The organism is Streptomyces sp. NRRL B-1347, assembly GCF_000720325.1.
Taxonomy (GTDB): Bacteria; Actinomycetota; Actinomycetes; order Streptomycetales; family Streptomycetaceae; genus Streptomyces.
Map to the genome: position 1 here is coordinate 23,290 of NZ_JOJM01000062.1, position 15,526 is coordinate 38,815.

Below are 15,526 nucleotides of genomic sequence, written 5' to 3' on the forward strand. Positions count from 1 at the left end.
CATCATCAACCCCGAAAGATCCCAGGCAATGTCTGAGACAACTGCTGGTACTGGTGCCTCCTACGCCGCGGCGGGCGTGGACATCGAAGCGGGTGACCGCGCCGTCGAGCTCATGAAGGAGTGGGTCAAGAAGACCCAGCGGCCGGAGGTGGCGGGCCTCGGCGGCCTCGGCGGCTTCGCCGGGCTCTTCGACGCCTCCGCTCTCAAGCGCTTCGAGCGGCCGCTGCTCGCCTCCGCGACGGACGGGGTCGGCACCAAGGTCGATCTCGCCCGGCAGCTCGGCGTGTACGACACCATCGGCCACGACCTGGTCGCCATGGTCATGGACGACATCGTCGTGTGCGGCGCCGAGCCGCTGTTCATGACCGACTACATCTGCGTCGGCAAGGTCCACCCGGAGCGCGTCGCCGCCATCGTCAAGGGCATCGCCGAGGGCTGTGTGCTCGCCGGCTGCGCGCTCGTGGGCGGAGAGACGGCCGAGCACCCGGGCCTGCTCGGCCCGGACGACTTCGACGTCGCGGGCGCGGGCACGGGCGTGGTGGAGGCCGACCGCGTGCTCGGCTCCGATCGCATCCGTAAGGGTGACGCGGTGATCGCCATGGCGTCCTCCGGTCTTCACTCCAACGGGTACTCGCTGGTCCGGCACGTGGTCTTCGACCGCGCCAAGATGACCCTCGGCCAGCAGGTCGAGGAGTTCGGCCGCACCCTCGGCGAGGAGCTCCTGGAGCCCACCAAGATCTACTCCCTGGACTGTCTGGCGCTGACCCGCACCACTGACGTGCACGCGTTCAGCCACGTCACCGGCGGCGGTCTCGCGGCCAACCTGGCCCGGGTGATCCCCGACGGCCTGCACGCCACCGTGGACCGCTCCACCTGGGCGCCGGGCGCCGTCTTCGACCTCGTCGGCAAGGCGGGCCAGGTCGAGCGCCTGGAGCTGGAGAAGACCCTGAACATGGGCGTCGGCATGATCGCCGTCGTGCCCGAGGACTCGGTGGACGTGGCCCTGGCGACGCTCGCCGACCGCGGCGTCGACTCCTGGGTCGCGGGCGAGATCACCGACCGCGGCGACCACGCCACCGGGGCCGAGCTCACGGGCGACTACGCCAAGTAATTCACCGCACAGCACGAAACCCGGTCCGGCGAGCTGCCCGGACCGGGTGAAGTGCGTTGTGGTGTTGTCCGCGAGAGGTGCGGACGTCAACCGCGAAGACGTACCGAACTACGAGGTCAAGCGCCGCGGCGCTGCTGCGACGGGCCGGACTCGTCCGCGTCCTCGTCGTCATCGTCGTCGGTGTTGTACAGATCCGCGTACTGCGCGTACGGGTCTTCGTCGTCCTCGTCCTCCAACGGCTCGCCGTTCGGCGGCTGCTGCGAAGTCGAAGCGCCCAGCTCGTTGGCCAGACGCGACAGGTCAGTCCCGCCGCTGTTGTACTTCAGCTGGCGGGCGACCTTTGTCTGCTTGGCCTTGGCCCGGCCGCGCCCCATGGCTCGACCCCCTCGGTATCGGGGCTCATGGCCCCAGAGTCTTGACACGCGTTCATGATCCGGAACGGGCTCTCCGTGGAGAGACCGGTCCGTAGGGCTTCCACGGTACCTGTTCCTGCGGCCGTACGGTACGTCGCCCGCAGGACGCGCCTAGGCGCACGACCGGCAAGGAGCCCTTTCCTCGCTGGTCAGCTGCGATTTTAACCTCTTCTTGGCGAGCGACCCGCCGACGGGCGTGAGTCTTCTCTCCCGATGACGCCGGCGGGCCCCGAGGGAGGCCTTGTCAGGGGCCGATCAGGCCGTTCTGGAGGCCGTATTCAGTTGTCCGTGGGCTGCGTTCCGTTGCCTTTCGGACACTTTGCGCAGCCTTTCGTCCGGTACGCGTCAGCCGCGACGGGCCTCCGCGATGCGCTGCTCGGCGATCCTGTCGGCCGCGGCGGCGGGCGGAATCCCATCGGCCTTCGCGCGAGCGAATATGGCGAGCGTGGTGTCGTAGATCTTCGAGGCCTTCGCCTTGCAGCGGTCGAAGTCGAAGCCGTGCAGCTCGTCGGCGACCTGGATCACGCCGCCCGCGTTCACCACGTAGTCCGGGGCGTAGAGGATGCCGCGGTCGGCGAGGTCCTTCTCGACGCCGGGGTGCGCGAGCTGGTTGTTGGCCGCGCCGCACACGATCCGCGCGGTGAGGACCGGCACGGAGTCGTCGTTCAGGGCGCCGCCGAGGGCGCACGGCGCGTACACGTCCAGGCCCTCGGTGCGGATCAGGGCCTCGGTGTCGGCGACCGCGGCGACCTGCGGGTGCTTGTCCGTGATGCGGCGCACGGACTCCTCGCGCACGTCCGTGATCACGACCTCGGCGCCGTCCTCGATGAGGTGCTCGACGAGGATGTGCCCGACCTTGCCGACGCCCGCGACGCCGACCTTGCGGCCGCGCAGGGACGCCTCGCCCCACAGGGTCTTCGCGGAGGCGCGCATGCCCTGGAAGACGCCGAAGGCGGTGAGCACGGACGAGTCGCCCGCGCCGCCGTTCTCGGGGGAGCGGCCGGTCGTCCAGCGGCTCTCGCGCGCCACGACGTCCATGTCCGCCACGTACGTGCCGACGTCGCAGGCGGTCACGTAGCGGCCGCCGAGGGAGGCCACGAAGCGGCCGTAGGCGAGGAGCAGCTGCTCGCTCTTGATCCGGTCCGGGTCGCCGATGATGACGGCCTTGCCCCCGCCGTGGTCGAGCCCGGCCATGGCGTTCTTGTACGACATGCCGCGCGCGAGGTTCAGCGCGTCGGCGACGGCCGCTTCCTCGGTCGCGTAGGGGTAGAAGCGCGTGCCGCCGAGGGCGGGGCCCAGGGCGGTGGAGTGGATGGCGATGACGGCCTTGAGTCCGCTGGCGCGGTCCTGGCAGAGCACGACCTGCTCATGACCCCCCTGGTCCGACTGGAACAGGGTGTGCAGGACGCCGTCGGTTACATCGGTCACGGTGGTGACTCCCGGTTACGTAGCGGCGGTTGGACGGGTGCCCGTGCGGGTGGCGGGTCCCGTTGTGGCATGAGAGTAGAGCCTCGCGGGGACCCACCGCCGCATGGAGGTCGGCAAGACTCTGTCCCCTCCTCGCGGGGGTCACTCTCCCGGGCTGCGAGACGGAGTACGACGGTGTTCGGCCATGGCACGATCTGCAGTGTTTTCCAGCCGGTAGGCGGGGGAGGGGAGGAGCCGTGCCCAAGGTGTCCTCGGTGGTCGTCCCGTATGCGTCGTACTTGCGTGTGTACGAGCCCCTCGCCGCCTTTCCCGAGCCCGAGCGCAGCCACTGGGCGCGCTACGCACGCCGCTCGGAGCGGCCCTCCTGCCAGGACGAACTGCGGGCCTCGCTCGCCGATCTGGCGCCCACGCCGCCGATCCCGGTGCCGGTGCACGAGAGCCGCGACGCGTTCGTGGTCGAGGCGGACGGCGTGGTGTGCGTCTGCCCCTGGCGCACCCGGCTGCGCGGCTGGCAGGCCCTCGGCGACCTGGCCGAGCAGCTGCCCGCGCCGGTCCTGGACGCGGTCATCCCGCCGGTGGTGCGCCGGCAGGCGACCGCCGACTACGAGGCGTGGCTGGCCCGCAACCCCGACGCGCGCCCCTGGATCCGCACCGCGACCTGGCACGTCCCGCTGAACTGGTTCGTCCTGGTGGCGGACGAGGAGCGCTTCTACGACACGGGGTACGCCGACGCCTGTGACGAGGGCGAGCCGCCCGGGGCCGCGGCGCCCGTCCTGCGGTACCGCACGCCGATGGTGCAGGCCCGCCGCCGGGTCGCGCGGGGCCTGAAGGCGCTGCGCGACGCCATGGACGAGGGGCCGCTCATCGACGGCCTGGTGGACGTGGGCCGGTGGCTGGAGGAGTTCCACCCGCGCTCGCTCGTCGAGCTGGACTACGGCGGCCTGGTGCACACGCTGTCGCGGGAGACGCTCGACGAGGACCACTCGGCGGCGGACGTGGCCGCGGGCATCGAGGCGCTGCGCGACGGTGACGGCGTGGGCGCGGGCGAGGCGTACGCGCGGCTCGTCGAGCGGTGGCGCGCGGTCCGGGAGCGGCAGTTCTCGAACTGACGTCGCGTTCCTTGACGAAGCCGTGACCCCGAGCCGGCGGTTTTCCCCTGGAAGTAGTGCATCCTGGGCTTTCCTTGTCCCGGCGCCGGGACGTAGGTCCCGATCCGGGCCTTTGCCTCAAGCGTGATGGACCGCACTTAACTGACCCTTGCGCTGATCAGCCTTCCTCATGCCAAAATAGGACAAGGAGTCCGGACAGGGCTCCTTCCGTCCAACTACGGGCGGAATGCTCTGCATTGCACGCTATGGGGGGTCTGTTGACTCCTGATCGCTCTGTGACTGATCGTCACTGTGGCGTGACTGTCCGCTATGGCATGGTCCATCGGCTTCCGTCGCTGATGGACACCTGGGAGGGCAATTCCATCGGTTTGGCCGACGCGGCTGGACGGATGGTGTAGTTGTAGTGCCGAGGACAAGCCGTTCGTCCTATAACCGACTCGACTCGCGTCCGCCATTTCGGGCAACGCGGGTCAAGGTGCAGAATTTAGAGGAATGAACCGAGAAGGTTCGGTTCTCCCGAGGAGGCCGCTCATGACCGCTCGCACCCCTGATGCCGAGCCGCTGCTGACCCCGGCTGAGGTTGCCACGATGTTCCGCGTCGACCCCAAGACGGTCACGCGCTGGGCCAAGGCTGGCAAGCTCACGTCGATTCGCACGCTCGGCGGGCACCGCCGTTACCGCGAGGCCGAGGTCCGCGCACTGCTCGCGGGCATTCCGCAGCAGCGCAGCGAGGCCTGACGCAGGGCGTTATCGCAGCAAGAAGTACACATCGGACGAAGAGCACCATCGCTGCCGGGTCCCCCAACCCGGCCGTACCGTCCGACCCATAGCTCCACACGACGCGGGTCCTGCCCCAACGGGGCCCCTGCCTGAGCCACTTGGGTGCGTCGTCGATCGCGCTGGACTCCGCCGGGTCCAGCGCGATCTTTTTGTGTCCGGGCTCCCGTGCCGGGGCCGCTCGCCCTACACGCTCTCCCAGGCTTCAACAAGGTGGCTCACAGGGGCGCTCAACAGCGCGCACCGCGAGGCTCTACCGGTAGGTGCAATTGCACATATTAGATTGACCTGTTGTAGGGCGGGTGTAAGTTCAACGGTTTCTGAAACTCATTCGGTGACTACCGTCACACGCACCGTGGCTTGTTGGCTTTGCCGCCCTTGCGCTAATGGGGCGTAGCGCCCGGACGGGGAGAACACTCCCGCTTCCGTGGCTCTCAGCTTCGCACCGCGCGGGTGCCGTGCGCGGCGGCTTTGGTCATGCCTTGGGGGGACTTTCGTCCTCGCATTGCCCGGTGTGCCGCTCGGCGGCCTCGGGCGTCTCTGTGGCCTCGTGCGCGTCGTCGGCGGGCTCCATCGCCAGGCGCAGCAGCCGGTGGCAGATGGGGCAGTGCCGGGTCACGTGGCGGTAGCTCGACGCTGCGGCGAGATGGGCGCGCAGCAGGGCGCGCGTCTCGTGCCGTGCGGATGCGGGGACTGGCGTCATGCCTCACCTCCGGGGGGCGTGGCCGCCCCTGGGCCCCTGGGTCCTGCTGACTGGGGTACCGGCGGAATGTGACGCCGTCAAGAAGGGCGGCGCGGAATCGGGCCGGGGGCCTTGGGCGGGTTGTCGCCCTTCGGGCTCGTCCTCAAACGCCGGACGGGCTCGAAGGATGCCGACGCGTCCGTTGGGCTGTCGCAACGCGAAAGCGGGCCGCACCTTGACGGTGCGGCCCGCTTTTTCTGCGGTCCTGACGGGATTTGAACCCGCGGCCTCCACCTTGACAGGGTGGCGAGCACTCCAAACTGCTCCACAGGACCAGGTTTCGCGGCGCTTGTACTGCGTTGCGCTGCGAGAAGGACTGTACAGGAGTGCAGGCCAGCGGTCGAACTCACCCTGGGTGTCCGTCCGGTTACGGCACCGCCGCGTCGATGGCCTTCACGATGCGCTTGTCCGAGACGGGGTAGGCCGTGCCGAGCGCGTGGGCGAAGTAGCTGACGCGCAGCTCCTCGATCATCCAGCGGATGTCCAGGACCTCCTGCGGGACCGGGCGGCCCCGCGGCAGCTGCTCCAGGAGCCAGGCGTACTCGTCGCGCATCTCGCGGACCTTCTCCATGCGCGTGGTGTCGCGCTGCACGTTCGCCGGCATCTGCTGGAGGCGGCGGTCGGCGGCGACCATGTAGCGCATCAGGTCCGGCAGCCTGCGGATGCCCGCCGCGGTGACGAAACCGGGCTTGATGACGGCGTCCAGCTGCTCCCGCACGTCCTGGAGGTTGGCGAGCAGCGCGGGGCTCCTCGTCGACTTCAGGCGCCGCTCACAGGCCTGCCAGGCGGCGAGGACCTGCTGGACCTGCGCGACCGCGCGGACCGTCGTGTCGACGATCTCGGCGCGCACCTTCTCGTAGAGCTTGCGGTACGACTCCTCGTCCCACACGGGCCCGCCGAAGTCCGCGATCAGCTTGTCCGCGGCGGCGGTCGCGCAGTCGGCGAAGAGGGCGGGCATGGAGCCGTGCGGGTTCGCCGACAGGGCGAGCTTCTGCTGGTTGGTCAGCTTGTCCTGGGCGAACTTGGCCGGATTCACCGGGATGTTGCGCAGGATGAGCCGGCGCGTGCCCTTCCACATGGCCTGGGCCTGCTCCGCCTCGGTGTCGAAGAGGCGTACGGAGACCGTGTCGCCGTCGTCGACCAGGGCCGGGTAGGCCTTCACGGGCTGGCCCGCCCTGCGGGTCTCGAAGACGCGGCTGAGCGACCCGATGGTCCAGTCCGTGAGGCCGGTGCGCTCGATGGTGGCGCCGCCCGTGCGCTCCGCGGTGGCGGCCGCCGCCTGCGACAGGGCCTTGCGGGCCTTCGGCTTGAGCTGGAGCTTCAGGGCCTCCAGGTCCTTGTCCTCGGCGAGCTTGCGGCGCCGCTCGTCGGTGATCCGGAAGGTGATCTTCAAGTGGTCGGGTACGCGGCCGAGGTCGAAGTCGTCGCCGTGCACCGGCACGCCCACCATCTTCTGCAGCTCGCGGGCGAGCGTGACGTGCAGCGGCTCCTGCAGCGGCACGGCCCGCTTCAGGAACTCCTTGGCGAAGTTCGGCGCCGGGACGTAGTTGCGGCGGATCGGCTTCGGCAGGGAGCGGATCAGCTCCGTGACGACCTCCTCGCGCAGGCCGGGGATCTGCCAGTCGAAGCCCTCCGCCGAGACCTGGTTGAGCACCTGGAGGGGGATGTGGACCGTCACGCCGTCCGCGTCCGCGCCCGGCTCGAACTGGTACGTCACCCGGAACTTCAGCGGGCCCTGCCGCCACGAGTCCGGATAGTCGTCCTTCGACACGTCGCCCGCGCGCTCGTTGATGAGCATGGAGCGCTCGAAGTCGAGCAGCTCCGGCTCGTCGTGGCGCTTCTTCTTCCACCACGAGTCGAAGTGCGCGCCCGACACGACGTCCTCGGGCACGCGCTGGTCGTAGAAGTCGAAGAGCGTCTCGTCGTCGACGAGGATGTCGCGGCGCCGCGCCCGGTGCTCCAGCTCCTCGACCTCGGTGAGCAGCCTGCGGTTGTCGGCGAAGAACTTGTGGTGCGTGCGCCAGTCGCCCTCGACGAGCGCGTTGCGGATGAACAGGTCGCGGGAGACCTCGGGGTCGATCCGCCCGTAGTTCACCTTGCGGTCGGTGACGATCGGGACGCCGTACAGCGTCACCTTCTCGTACGCCATCACGGCCGCCTGGTCCTTCTCCCAGTGCGGCTCGCTGTACGTGCGCTTGAGCAGGTGCTGGGCGAGCGGCTCGACCCACTCCGGCTCGACGCGCGCGTTCACCCGGGCCCACAGGCGTGACGTTTCGACGAGCTCGGCGGACATCACGAAGCGCGGCGGCTTCTTGAACAGCGCCGAGCCCGGGAAGATCGCGAACTTCGCGCTCCGCGCCCCCAGGTACTCGTTCTTGGCGCCTTCCTTCACGTCCTTCATGCCGATGTGCGACAGCAGGCCCGCGAGCAGCGAGATGTGGACCTGCTTCTCGGCGGCGTCGCTGTCGTTCAGCTGGATGCCCATCTGCTTGGCGACCGTGCGCAGCTGGGTGTAGATGTCCTGCCACTCGCGGATGCGCAGGAAGTTCAGGAACTCCCGCTTGCACATGCGGCGGAAGGCGGAGGAGCCGAGCTCCTTCTGCTGCTCGCGCACGTACCGCCACAGGTTCAGATACGCCAGGAAGTCCGACGTCTCGTCCTTGAACCGGGCGTGGTTCTGGTCGGCCTGCGTCTGCTTGTCGGCGGGGCGCTCGCGCGGGTCCTGGATGGACAGGGCGGCGGCGATCACCATGACCTCGCGGACGCAGCCGTTCTTGTCGGCCTCCAGGACCATGCGGGCCAGGCGCGGGTCCACGGGCAGCTGCGCCAGCTTGCGGCCCTGCTGGGTGAGGCGCTTGCGCGGGTCCTTCTGCGCCGGGTCGAGCGCGCCGAGCTCCTGGAGGAGCTGGACGCCGTCGCGGATGTTGCGGTGGTCCGGCGGGTCGATGAAGGGGAACTTCTCGATGTCGCCGAGGCCCGCCGCGGTCATCTGGAGGATGACCGACGCCAGGTTCGTACGGAGGATCTCCGCGTCCGTGAACTCCGGACGGGCGGTGAAGTCGTCCTCGGAGTACAGGCGGATGCAGATGCCGTCGGAGGTACGGCCGCAGCGGCCCTTGCGCTGGTTGGCGCTGGCCTGGCTGATCGCCTCGATGGGCAGGCGCTGCACCTTCGTGCGGTGGCTGTAGCGCGAGATGCGGGCCGTGCCCGGGTCGATCACGTACTTGATGCCCGGGACGGTCAGGGACGTCTCGGCGACGTTGGTCGCCAGGACGATTCTTCGGCCGGTGTGCTGCTGGAAGACGCGGTGCTGCTCGGCGTGCGAGAGCCGCGCGTACAGCGGGAGCACCTCGGTGAACTTGTACTTCCTCTTCTCCAGGGCGTCCGCCGTGTCGCGGATCTCGCGCTCGCCGGAGAGGAAGACGAGGATGTCGCCCTTGCCCTCGGCCTGGAGCTCCTCGACCGCGTCCGTGATCGCGGTGATCTGGTCGCGGTCCGGGTCGTCGCCCTCCTCCTCCAGGAGCGGGCGGTAGCGCACCTCCACCGGATACGTCCGGCCGCTGACCTCGACGATCGGGGCGTCACCGAAGTGCCGCGAGAAGCGCTCGGGGTCGATGGTCGCGGAGGTGATCACGACCTTCAGGTCCGGGCGCTTCGGAAGCAGCTGGGCGAGGTAGCCGAGCAGGAAGTCGATGTTGAGCGAGCGCTCGTGGGCCTCGTCGATGATGATCGTGTCGTAGGCGCGCAGCTCGCGGTCCGTCTGGATCTCGGCGAGCAGGATGCCGTCCGTCATCAGCTTCACGTACGTGTTGCCGCTGACCTGGTCCGTGAAGCGGACCTTCCAGCCGACGGCCTCGCCCAGGGGCGTGTTCAGCTCGTCGGCGACGCGCTCGGCGACCGTGCGGGCCGCGATGCGCCGCGGCTGCGTGTGGCCGATGAGGCCGCGCACGCCCCGGCCGAGCTCCAGACAGATCTTCGGGATCTGGGTGGTCTTGCCGGAGCCCGTCTCACCCGCGACGATCACGACCTGGTGGTCGCGGATCGCCTCCAGGATCGCGTCCTTCTTCTGGCTGACCGGCAGCTGTTCGGGGTAGGTGATCGCGGGCACGCCGTCGGCGCGGCCCGCCATCCTGGTGGCGGCCTGGTCGATGTCCGTCGCGATCTCGGCGAGGACGGTGGCCCGGGCCTCGGGCTTGCGGATCCGGCGCGCACCTTCGAGCCGCCGGCCGATGCGGTGCGCGTCGCGCAGCGACAGCTCCGACAGGCGGGGGGCGAGGGCGTCGAGGGTGAGGGCGGGCTGCGTAGACATACGCGGTCCAGGATCTCACCCGGTGCTCACAGGTGGCCAACCGATTTCCCGGGGCGCGCGCCGCGGCACGTACCATTCCGGGCATGTTGTCCCGTGTGCGTACGCCGTGGTGCCCCCTGGTGGCGGTGCTGCTCGTGGTGCTCGGGGCGTTCTGCGGGCCCGCCGTCGCGGACCGGCCCGCGCCGCCCGTCGAGCAGGCGGCACACGTCTTCGTCCAGGACGCCGACGGGCGCGGCGCGCCGGGCTGCGGCCGGAGCGACACCTCCGACCTGGGGCAGCGGCCCGCGGTGCCGCCGCGCCAGGGGCCCGGATACGAGCTGCCGCCGTCGGCGTACGCGGCCCGTGTCGTCGACTGCGGCACCTGGGGCGGCGAGCTCGCCGCCGTGCGGGCCGTCGCGTCGCTGCGCGCGCCGCCGCCGCTCACACCGCCGTCACCGGTGGACCTCTCCGTACTGCGCGTGTAGGAGGCCCCTGTCTCAGGGGCCCCTTCAGTCACGCACGCCTACGCACGCAACAGGAGAAGCGCAGCACCATGTCCACTTCCCGCAAGAATTCCCGCAAGAAGAAGAACATCGCCGTCGTCGCCGCGGTCGCCATCGCCGCAGGGGCGCTCGGTCTCGCCTCGTACACGGCCACCAAGCCGGGGGACTCCTCGTCCTCAAAGTCCTCCGCGTCCGCCGGGAAGGGCACGGACTCCGCCGCGCCGGAGGCGGGTGTCTTCCCCGAGCTGGAGGCCCTCGCGCGCCGCGACGCCAAGGACCCGCTCGCCCAGGGCAAGGCCGACGCGCCCGTCGTCATGATCGAGTTCGCGGACTTCAAGTGCGGCTTCTGCGGCAAGTTCGCCCGTGACACCGAGCCCGACCTGGTGAAGAAGTACGTCGACAACGGCACCCTGCGCATCGAGTGGCGCAACTTCCCGATCTTCGGTGAGGACTCCGAGCGGGCGGCGCGCGGCGCCTGGGCCGCGGGCAAGCAGGGCCGGTTCTGGCAGTTCCACCAGGCCGCGTACGCGGACGGCGCCAAGGAGAAGGGCTTCGGCGAGGGGCGGCTCAAGGAGCTGGCGCGCGAGGCCGGGGTCAAGGACGTCCCGCGCTTCCTGCGGGACGCCGAGAGCGACGCGGCCAAGGCGGCGGTGAAGAAGGACCAGGACCAGGGCTACAAGCTCGGTGCCACGTCCACGCCGTCCTTCCTGATCAACGGGCGGCCCATCGCGGGCGCGCAGCCCCAGTCCGTCTTCGAGGAGGCGATCGAGAAGGCGGCGGCGAGCCGGGCCGCGGGCGGCAAGGGCGGTGCCGGCAAGTGACGGCCGACGTCGGATACTTCGCCGCCTTCCTCGCCGGGCTCCTCGCCCTGGTCAGCCCGTGCAGCGCGCTGCTGCTCCCGGCGTTCTTCGCGTACTCGATCGACTCCACGTCGCGGTTGCTCGCCCGGACCGGGATCTTCTACGCCGGGCTCGCCACGACCCTCGTGCCGCTGGGCGCCGCCGGGTCGACGGCCGGGCGGTTCTTCTTCGGGCACCGGGAGCAGCTGGTCTTCTGGGCGGGCTGGACGATCATCGCGCTCGGGGTCGCGCAGGTGGTGGGGCTCGGCTTTGCCTCCCGCCGTCTGGCCGAGCTGTCCGGGCGCATCCGGCCCACCACGGCGGTGTCGGTGTACGCGCTCGGCGCCGTCTACGGGCTCGCCGGGTTCTGTGCGGGCCCGATCCTCGGCAGCGTCCTGACGGTCGCCGCGGTGAGCGGCAGCCCGGTGTACGGGGGCGCGTTGCTCGCCGTGTACGCGCTGGGGATGGCGGTGCCGCTGTTCGTGCTCGCCGCGCTGTGGGAGCGGTTCGACCTGGGGCGGCGGCGGTGGCTGCGCGGCCGCGCCTTCCGCGTGGGCCGGCTTGAGCTGCACACGACGTCCCTGCTCTCGGGCCTGTTCTTCGTGCTGCTCGGTGCCCTGTTCCTCGCCTACGACGGCGCTGCCGCGCTGCCCGGCCTCCTCGACGTGGACGACTCGTACACGGTCCAGGAGCGGGCGAGCCGCATCGGCGACGCGGTTCCGGACTGGGCGGCCCTGCTCGGCCTCGTCGCCGTGGCGGCCACGGTCGCCGTCACGGCGGCCGTCCGCACCCGCCGCCCGGACTCCCGCCCGACCCCGGACACGGAGTGACCCCACCCTCCGGGCGGACCTACGGGTCCGCCCGGGGGCGGTTGTCCGGGGTGTGCTGATGGAGTCCCCCCGCCAACTGGCGCGCGGGGCAAGCCGTTTCACGTGAAACATCACCCGAGGGGCCTGCCCGTGGGCCGGGCTCGCGCCTCTCCCTGACGAGCCATGGGGCGAGTACGGAAGCCTCTGGCGGTGGCTGGGGCCTGGCCGAGCCGACGACCTTCTGGGCGCGGCCTCCGCCTCGACAGGGTGGCGAGATGGGGCGGGAAACAGTGAAGCCCCCGTCCGGAGGGCGGGGGCTTCTTGTGGTGGCTGGGGCCGGGATCGAACCGGCGACCTATCGCTTTTCAGGCGATCGCTCGTACCAACTGAGCTACCCAGCCACGCAGCTCGCCGAGGCGATCTGCAAGCGGTCCTGACGGGATTTGAACCCGCGGCCTCCACCTTGACAGGGTGGCGAGCACTCCAAACTGCTCCACAGGACCTTGCGTTGTGCGAGCACTAGTCTCGCACAGGGTGTTGCGTGCCCCCAACGGGATTCGAACCCGTGCTACCGCCTTGAAAGGGCGGCGTCCTAGGCCGCTAGACGATGAGGGCTATCGACCCGCCTGGGCGCTTCGCAGCGCGTCGGGGACGTGAGAAGCATATGGGATGCGGGGACCTATCGCCAAAACGGTTTACGGAGGAGGTCCCGGCGGGGGTGTCGACGGCTCGGCCCCGGGCTGGTTCTCCTTGGGGAGATGGCGGCTGACCTCGGCCTTCGTGAGGCCGAGCCCGCCGAGCTTGATCTCGTCCCAGGCCTGGAGCCGCTTGGTGGCGCGGTCCAGATAGAGCACGGAGGTCTCGACGGGGTCCGGGTGCTCGCCCTCGACGGCGCGCAGCCCGCTGCCGCCCGTGGAGCCCTCGATCCGCAGCCGGGTGCCCTTGTCCATGACCTCCATCTCCTGGTGGTGCAGATGCCCCGCGAGCACCAGCGGCACCGTGCCGTCCGTCTCGCGCGCGGCCACCGGGTTGTGCGCGACCGCCACGTCGACGGGGGTGCGCGCGGCAGCCTGGGCCCGCAGGGACGAGGCGAGCGTGATGCCCGCCACCTCCTCCGCCGGGTCGCCCGCCGCCTTCGTGGAGCGGTCGGGCGTGAACTGGGGGTCGCCGATGCCCGCGAACCGCAGGCCCGCGACGTCGACGGGCTTGCCGTCGTCCAGGACGTGCGTGTTCTTGAGCTTCTTCAGATAACGCTGCGTGGTCGCGGAGTCGTGGTTGCCGCGCACCCACACATAGGGCGCGTCGAGGTCCTCGATGGGGTCGAGGAAGGCGTTCTCAGCGGCGGTGCCGTGGTCCATGGTGTCGCCGGAGTCGACGATGACGTCGATGTCGTACTGCTCGACGAGCGAGTTCACGATCTTCCAGCTGGCCGGGTTGAGGTGGATGTCGGAGACGTGCAGGAGGCGGATCGTGGAGGGGTCCGGCTCGTACGCGGGCAGCGTCGACGTCACGTCGTACAGCTTGGTGACGTTCGTCACCAGGCGCGCCAACTCCCGCTGGTAGACGTCGAATTCGCTGACGATGTTGCGCGCGTTGCCGACCACGGATGGCGCGCTGCTGAGCAGCCCCGAGAACTTCGGCTCCAGGACCGAGCGGGGGTTCCAGGTCGCGAACGCGGCCACGCCGGACGCGGCGAGCAGGGTCAGGGCGAGGCCGCCCGCGGCGAGCGCGCGGCGGGGGCGGCGGTAGACGGCGAGGCCGAGCGCGGTGGCCCCGGCCACGACCGCGGCGCAGGAGCGCACGGCCAGGTTCAGGGTGCCGTTCGCCACGTCGGACGCCACCTCCTCCTGGAGGCCGGAGATCCGCTCGGGGTGGTCGACCAGGGCCTCGGAGCGCACCGGGTCGAGGCGGTCCACGTCGACGTCGAGGCGGATCGGCGCGGTGTGCGAGCGCAGCTCCAGGGCGCCGAGCGGCGACACGTCGATCTTCGTGCCGCCGGTGAGCGAGGGCCGCAGCGCCATTCGGGTGTCCATGGGCCCCACGGACGTACGGACGCTGCCGACGACCAGCAGGCCGAGCCAGGCGCCGAGCACCACCACGGCGATCAGGCCGAGGGAGCGGGCGAAAGGGTGCGGCGGCTTGCCGAGCTCGGGCAGGGCACGCCGCTGACGTGCGCTTTCGCGGGCGCTCCGGTGTGCGTGCCGGAGGGTGCGGGCGCGGCCGATGAGAGCGGAGGGGGCACCGCGCAGGCTGCGCAGGTGCCGTAGAACGACCGTGACGTCGCGCCCCATTGGGCGCGTATGCCCATGCGGAGAGGTGGCTATGCCTGCCGGTGATCGACGGTCGACAATGGGCCTGTGCTGGAGATGACGCGCGAGGAGTTCGAGGAACTGGTGGCCGAGGCGCTCGACCGGATCCCGCCGGAGCTGACACGGCTCATGGACAACGTGGCGGTGTTCGTCGAGGACGAGCCGCCGAGCGACGACCCCGAGCTGCTCGGGCTCTACGAGGGCACGCCGCTGACCGACCGCGGCGAGTGGTACGCCGGGGTGCTGCCGGACCGGATCACGATCTACCGGGGGCCGACGCTGCGGATGTGCGAGTCGCGCGAGGACGTGGTGGCGGAGACGGAGATCACCGTCGTGCACGAGGTGGCGCACCACTTCGGGATCGACGACGAGCGGCTGCACGCCCTCGGGTACGGCTGAGCCCGGGTCCCGGTGCGCGTCCGGCGTCCGCCCCGTACGGCCGCGTCCGTGCCGGGCGCGGGTCCTTCTTGGGGCGGCACCGCGCGTGTCCTCTTGCCGGGCGCGGGAGTTGGGCAGGGCGTCTCTCTCCCCCTGCGCCTCGGAGGTGCTCGGCCGTGCGCCAGTTCTACGTTTCCGTCCGATGGGCCGCGACCGTGGTGGCCGTCGCGGCGACCGCGGGCTGCATGAGCATCGGCGACGACGGGAGCGGTGCGCCCGTGCCCGGGAAGTCGGCCAAGGAGCGCGGGGGCGCGGCCGCGCCCGACGGCGGCACGGTGCTGCCCGGCGGCGAGCGCGGGCGCGGTGACGACGGCGGCCGCGACGGCGGCGACGGCAAGGGGAAGAAGGGCAAGGGCAAGCGCGGCGACAAGGACGAGGCGTCGCCTGCGGCCGACGGCGACGACGAGCCGGGCAGCAAGCCGTCGCGGGCCGGGTCCGGCACCACCGCCGCGTCGGTCGAGCCGACGAAGAACGGGCGGCCGACGCCGACGCGCACGAAGCCGGGGCCGCGGCCCACGAAGACCACCCCCACCCCGGACCCGCCGTCGCCCGAGCCGCCCGCGCCGACGCCGGACCCGACGACCCCGGAGCCCTCGTCCTCTGCGCACGGCGAGGCGGAGGGGCCGGTCAAGGAGCAGGGGGAGCCTTCGCCGGAGGCGGGCCCGGCGTAGCCCGTGGGCGGGGCCCGCGGGGCCCGCGGGGCGGCTGGGGCGCGGGGAAAGCGGCCTCCGGCCTCGTCCTCAAACGCCGGACGGGCTTG

Annotated in this window: 13 protein-coding genes and 4 tRNA genes; 8 read left to right on the top strand and 9 right to left on the bottom strand. The window is 70.9% G+C overall.

Going from position 1 to position 15,526, the window contains the following annotated elements; all coding sequences use genetic code 11:
* Positions 1-28: 28 nt before the first annotated feature.
* A complete protein-coding gene (purM, locus tag IG74_RS0135410) occupies positions 29-1,111 on the top strand; it encodes a phosphoribosylformylglycinamidine cyclo-ligase (RefSeq protein WP_030685691.1) in 1,083 nt (360 codons plus the stop codon).
* Positions 1,112-1,227: 116 nt separating this feature from the next.
* Here the strand turns inward: purM and IG74_RS0135415 are convergent, their stop codons facing one another.
* The gene (locus IG74_RS0135415) at positions 1,228-1,485 is read right to left on the bottom strand and encodes a DUF3073 domain-containing protein (protein ID WP_030685695.1); all 258 of its coding nucleotides are present in this window, start codon (positions 1,483-1,485) and stop codon (positions 1,228-1,230) included.
* A gap of 384 nt (positions 1,486-1,869) precedes the next feature.
* The gene (locus IG74_RS0135420; protein WP_030685697.1) at positions 1,870-2,952 is read right to left on the bottom strand and encodes a Leu/Phe/Val dehydrogenase; all 1,083 of its coding nucleotides are present in this window, start codon (positions 2,950-2,952) and stop codon (positions 1,870-1,872) included.
* Positions 2,953-3,188: 236 nt separating this feature from the next.
* Between IG74_RS0135420 and IG74_RS0135425 the strand changes: the two genes are divergently transcribed.
* Positions 3,189-4,061 carry a hypothetical protein gene (locus tag IG74_RS0135425; protein ID WP_030685698.1) on the top strand — a complete coding sequence of 291 codons (873 nt, stop codon included), beginning with the start codon at positions 3,189-3,191 and terminating at the stop codon, positions 4,059-4,061.
* A gap of 531 nt (positions 4,062-4,592) precedes the next feature.
* Positions 4,593-4,799, top strand: a complete 207-nt coding sequence (bldC, locus tag IG74_RS0135430; protein WP_003949541.1) for a developmental transcriptional regulator BldC — start codon at positions 4,593-4,595, stop codon at positions 4,797-4,799.
* A gap of 514 nt (positions 4,800-5,313) precedes the next feature.
* On the opposite strand, the gene IG74_RS0135435 is transcribed toward bldC, so the two are convergent.
* The 3 genes from IG74_RS0135435 to hrpA all read right to left on the bottom strand — a co-directional run bounded on the left by IG74_RS0135435 (position 5,314) and on the right by hrpA (position 9,889).
* Complete coding sequence (locus IG74_RS0135435; protein ID WP_030685700.1) at positions 5,314-5,541, bottom strand: DUF6274 family protein; 228 nt, start codon at positions 5,539-5,541, stop codon at positions 5,314-5,316.
* Between the two features lie 239 nt (positions 5,542-5,780).
* A tRNA-Asp gene (locus tag IG74_RS0135440) sits at positions 5,781-5,855 on the bottom strand.
* Positions 5,856-5,947: 92 nt separating this feature from the next.
* Entirely contained in the window at positions 5,948-9,889 is a 3,942-nt protein-coding gene (hrpA, locus tag IG74_RS0135445; protein WP_030685703.1) for an ATP-dependent RNA helicase HrpA, read from the bottom strand.
* Positions 9,890-9,972: 83 nt separating this feature from the next.
* Here hrpA and IG74_RS0135450 point away from each other — a divergent pair, with 83 nt between their 5' ends.
* From IG74_RS0135450 to IG74_RS0135460, 3 genes are all read left to right on the top strand, one after another.
* Positions 9,973-10,353 (top strand): hypothetical protein, encoded by a 381-nt coding sequence (locus IG74_RS0135450; RefSeq protein ID WP_158857881.1) that lies wholly within the window; start codon positions 9,973-9,975, stop codon positions 10,351-10,353.
* A gap of 68 nt (positions 10,354-10,421) precedes the next feature.
* On the top strand, positions 10,422-11,192 hold the full coding sequence (locus IG74_RS0135455) for a DsbA family protein (RefSeq protein ID WP_037826597.1): 771 nt from the start codon (positions 10,422-10,424) through the stop codon (positions 11,190-11,192).
* Entirely contained in the window at positions 11,189-12,040 is an 852-nt protein-coding gene (locus IG74_RS0135460; protein ID WP_030685708.1) for a cytochrome c biogenesis CcdA family protein, read from the top strand. Before IG74_RS0135455 ends, IG74_RS0135460 begins: the two co-directional genes overlap by 4 nt.
* 303 nt (positions 12,041-12,343) lie before the next feature.
* Here IG74_RS0135460 and IG74_RS0135465 read toward each other — a convergent pair.
* The 4 genes from IG74_RS0135465 to IG74_RS0135480 all read right to left on the bottom strand — a co-directional run bounded on the left by IG74_RS0135465 (position 12,344) and on the right by IG74_RS0135480 (position 14,310).
* A tRNA-Phe gene (locus tag IG74_RS0135465) sits at positions 12,344-12,420 on the bottom strand.
* Between the two features lie 27 nt (positions 12,421-12,447).
* Positions 12,448-12,522 (bottom strand) — tRNA-Asp (locus IG74_RS0135470).
* 39 nt (positions 12,523-12,561) lie between these two features.
* Positions 12,562-12,634 (bottom strand) — tRNA-Glu (locus IG74_RS0135475).
* Positions 12,635-12,714: 80 nt separating this feature from the next.
* Complete coding sequence (locus tag IG74_RS0135480) at positions 12,715-14,310, bottom strand: metallophosphoesterase family protein (protein WP_051856052.1); 1,596 nt, start codon at positions 14,308-14,310, stop codon at positions 12,715-12,717.
* A gap of 66 nt (positions 14,311-14,376) precedes the next feature.
* Here IG74_RS0135480 and IG74_RS0135485 point away from each other — a divergent pair, with 66 nt between their 5' ends.
* Positions 14,377-14,727, top strand: a complete 351-nt coding sequence (locus IG74_RS0135485; RefSeq protein WP_030685713.1) for a metallopeptidase family protein — start codon at positions 14,377-14,379, stop codon at positions 14,725-14,727.
* A gap of 155 nt (positions 14,728-14,882) precedes the next feature.
* Positions 14,883-15,437 carry a hypothetical protein gene (locus IG74_RS0135490; RefSeq protein WP_030685715.1) on the top strand — a complete coding sequence of 185 codons (555 nt, stop codon included), beginning with the start codon at positions 14,883-14,885 and terminating at the stop codon, positions 15,435-15,437.
* The last annotated feature ends 89 nt before the right edge of the window (positions 15,438-15,526 follow it).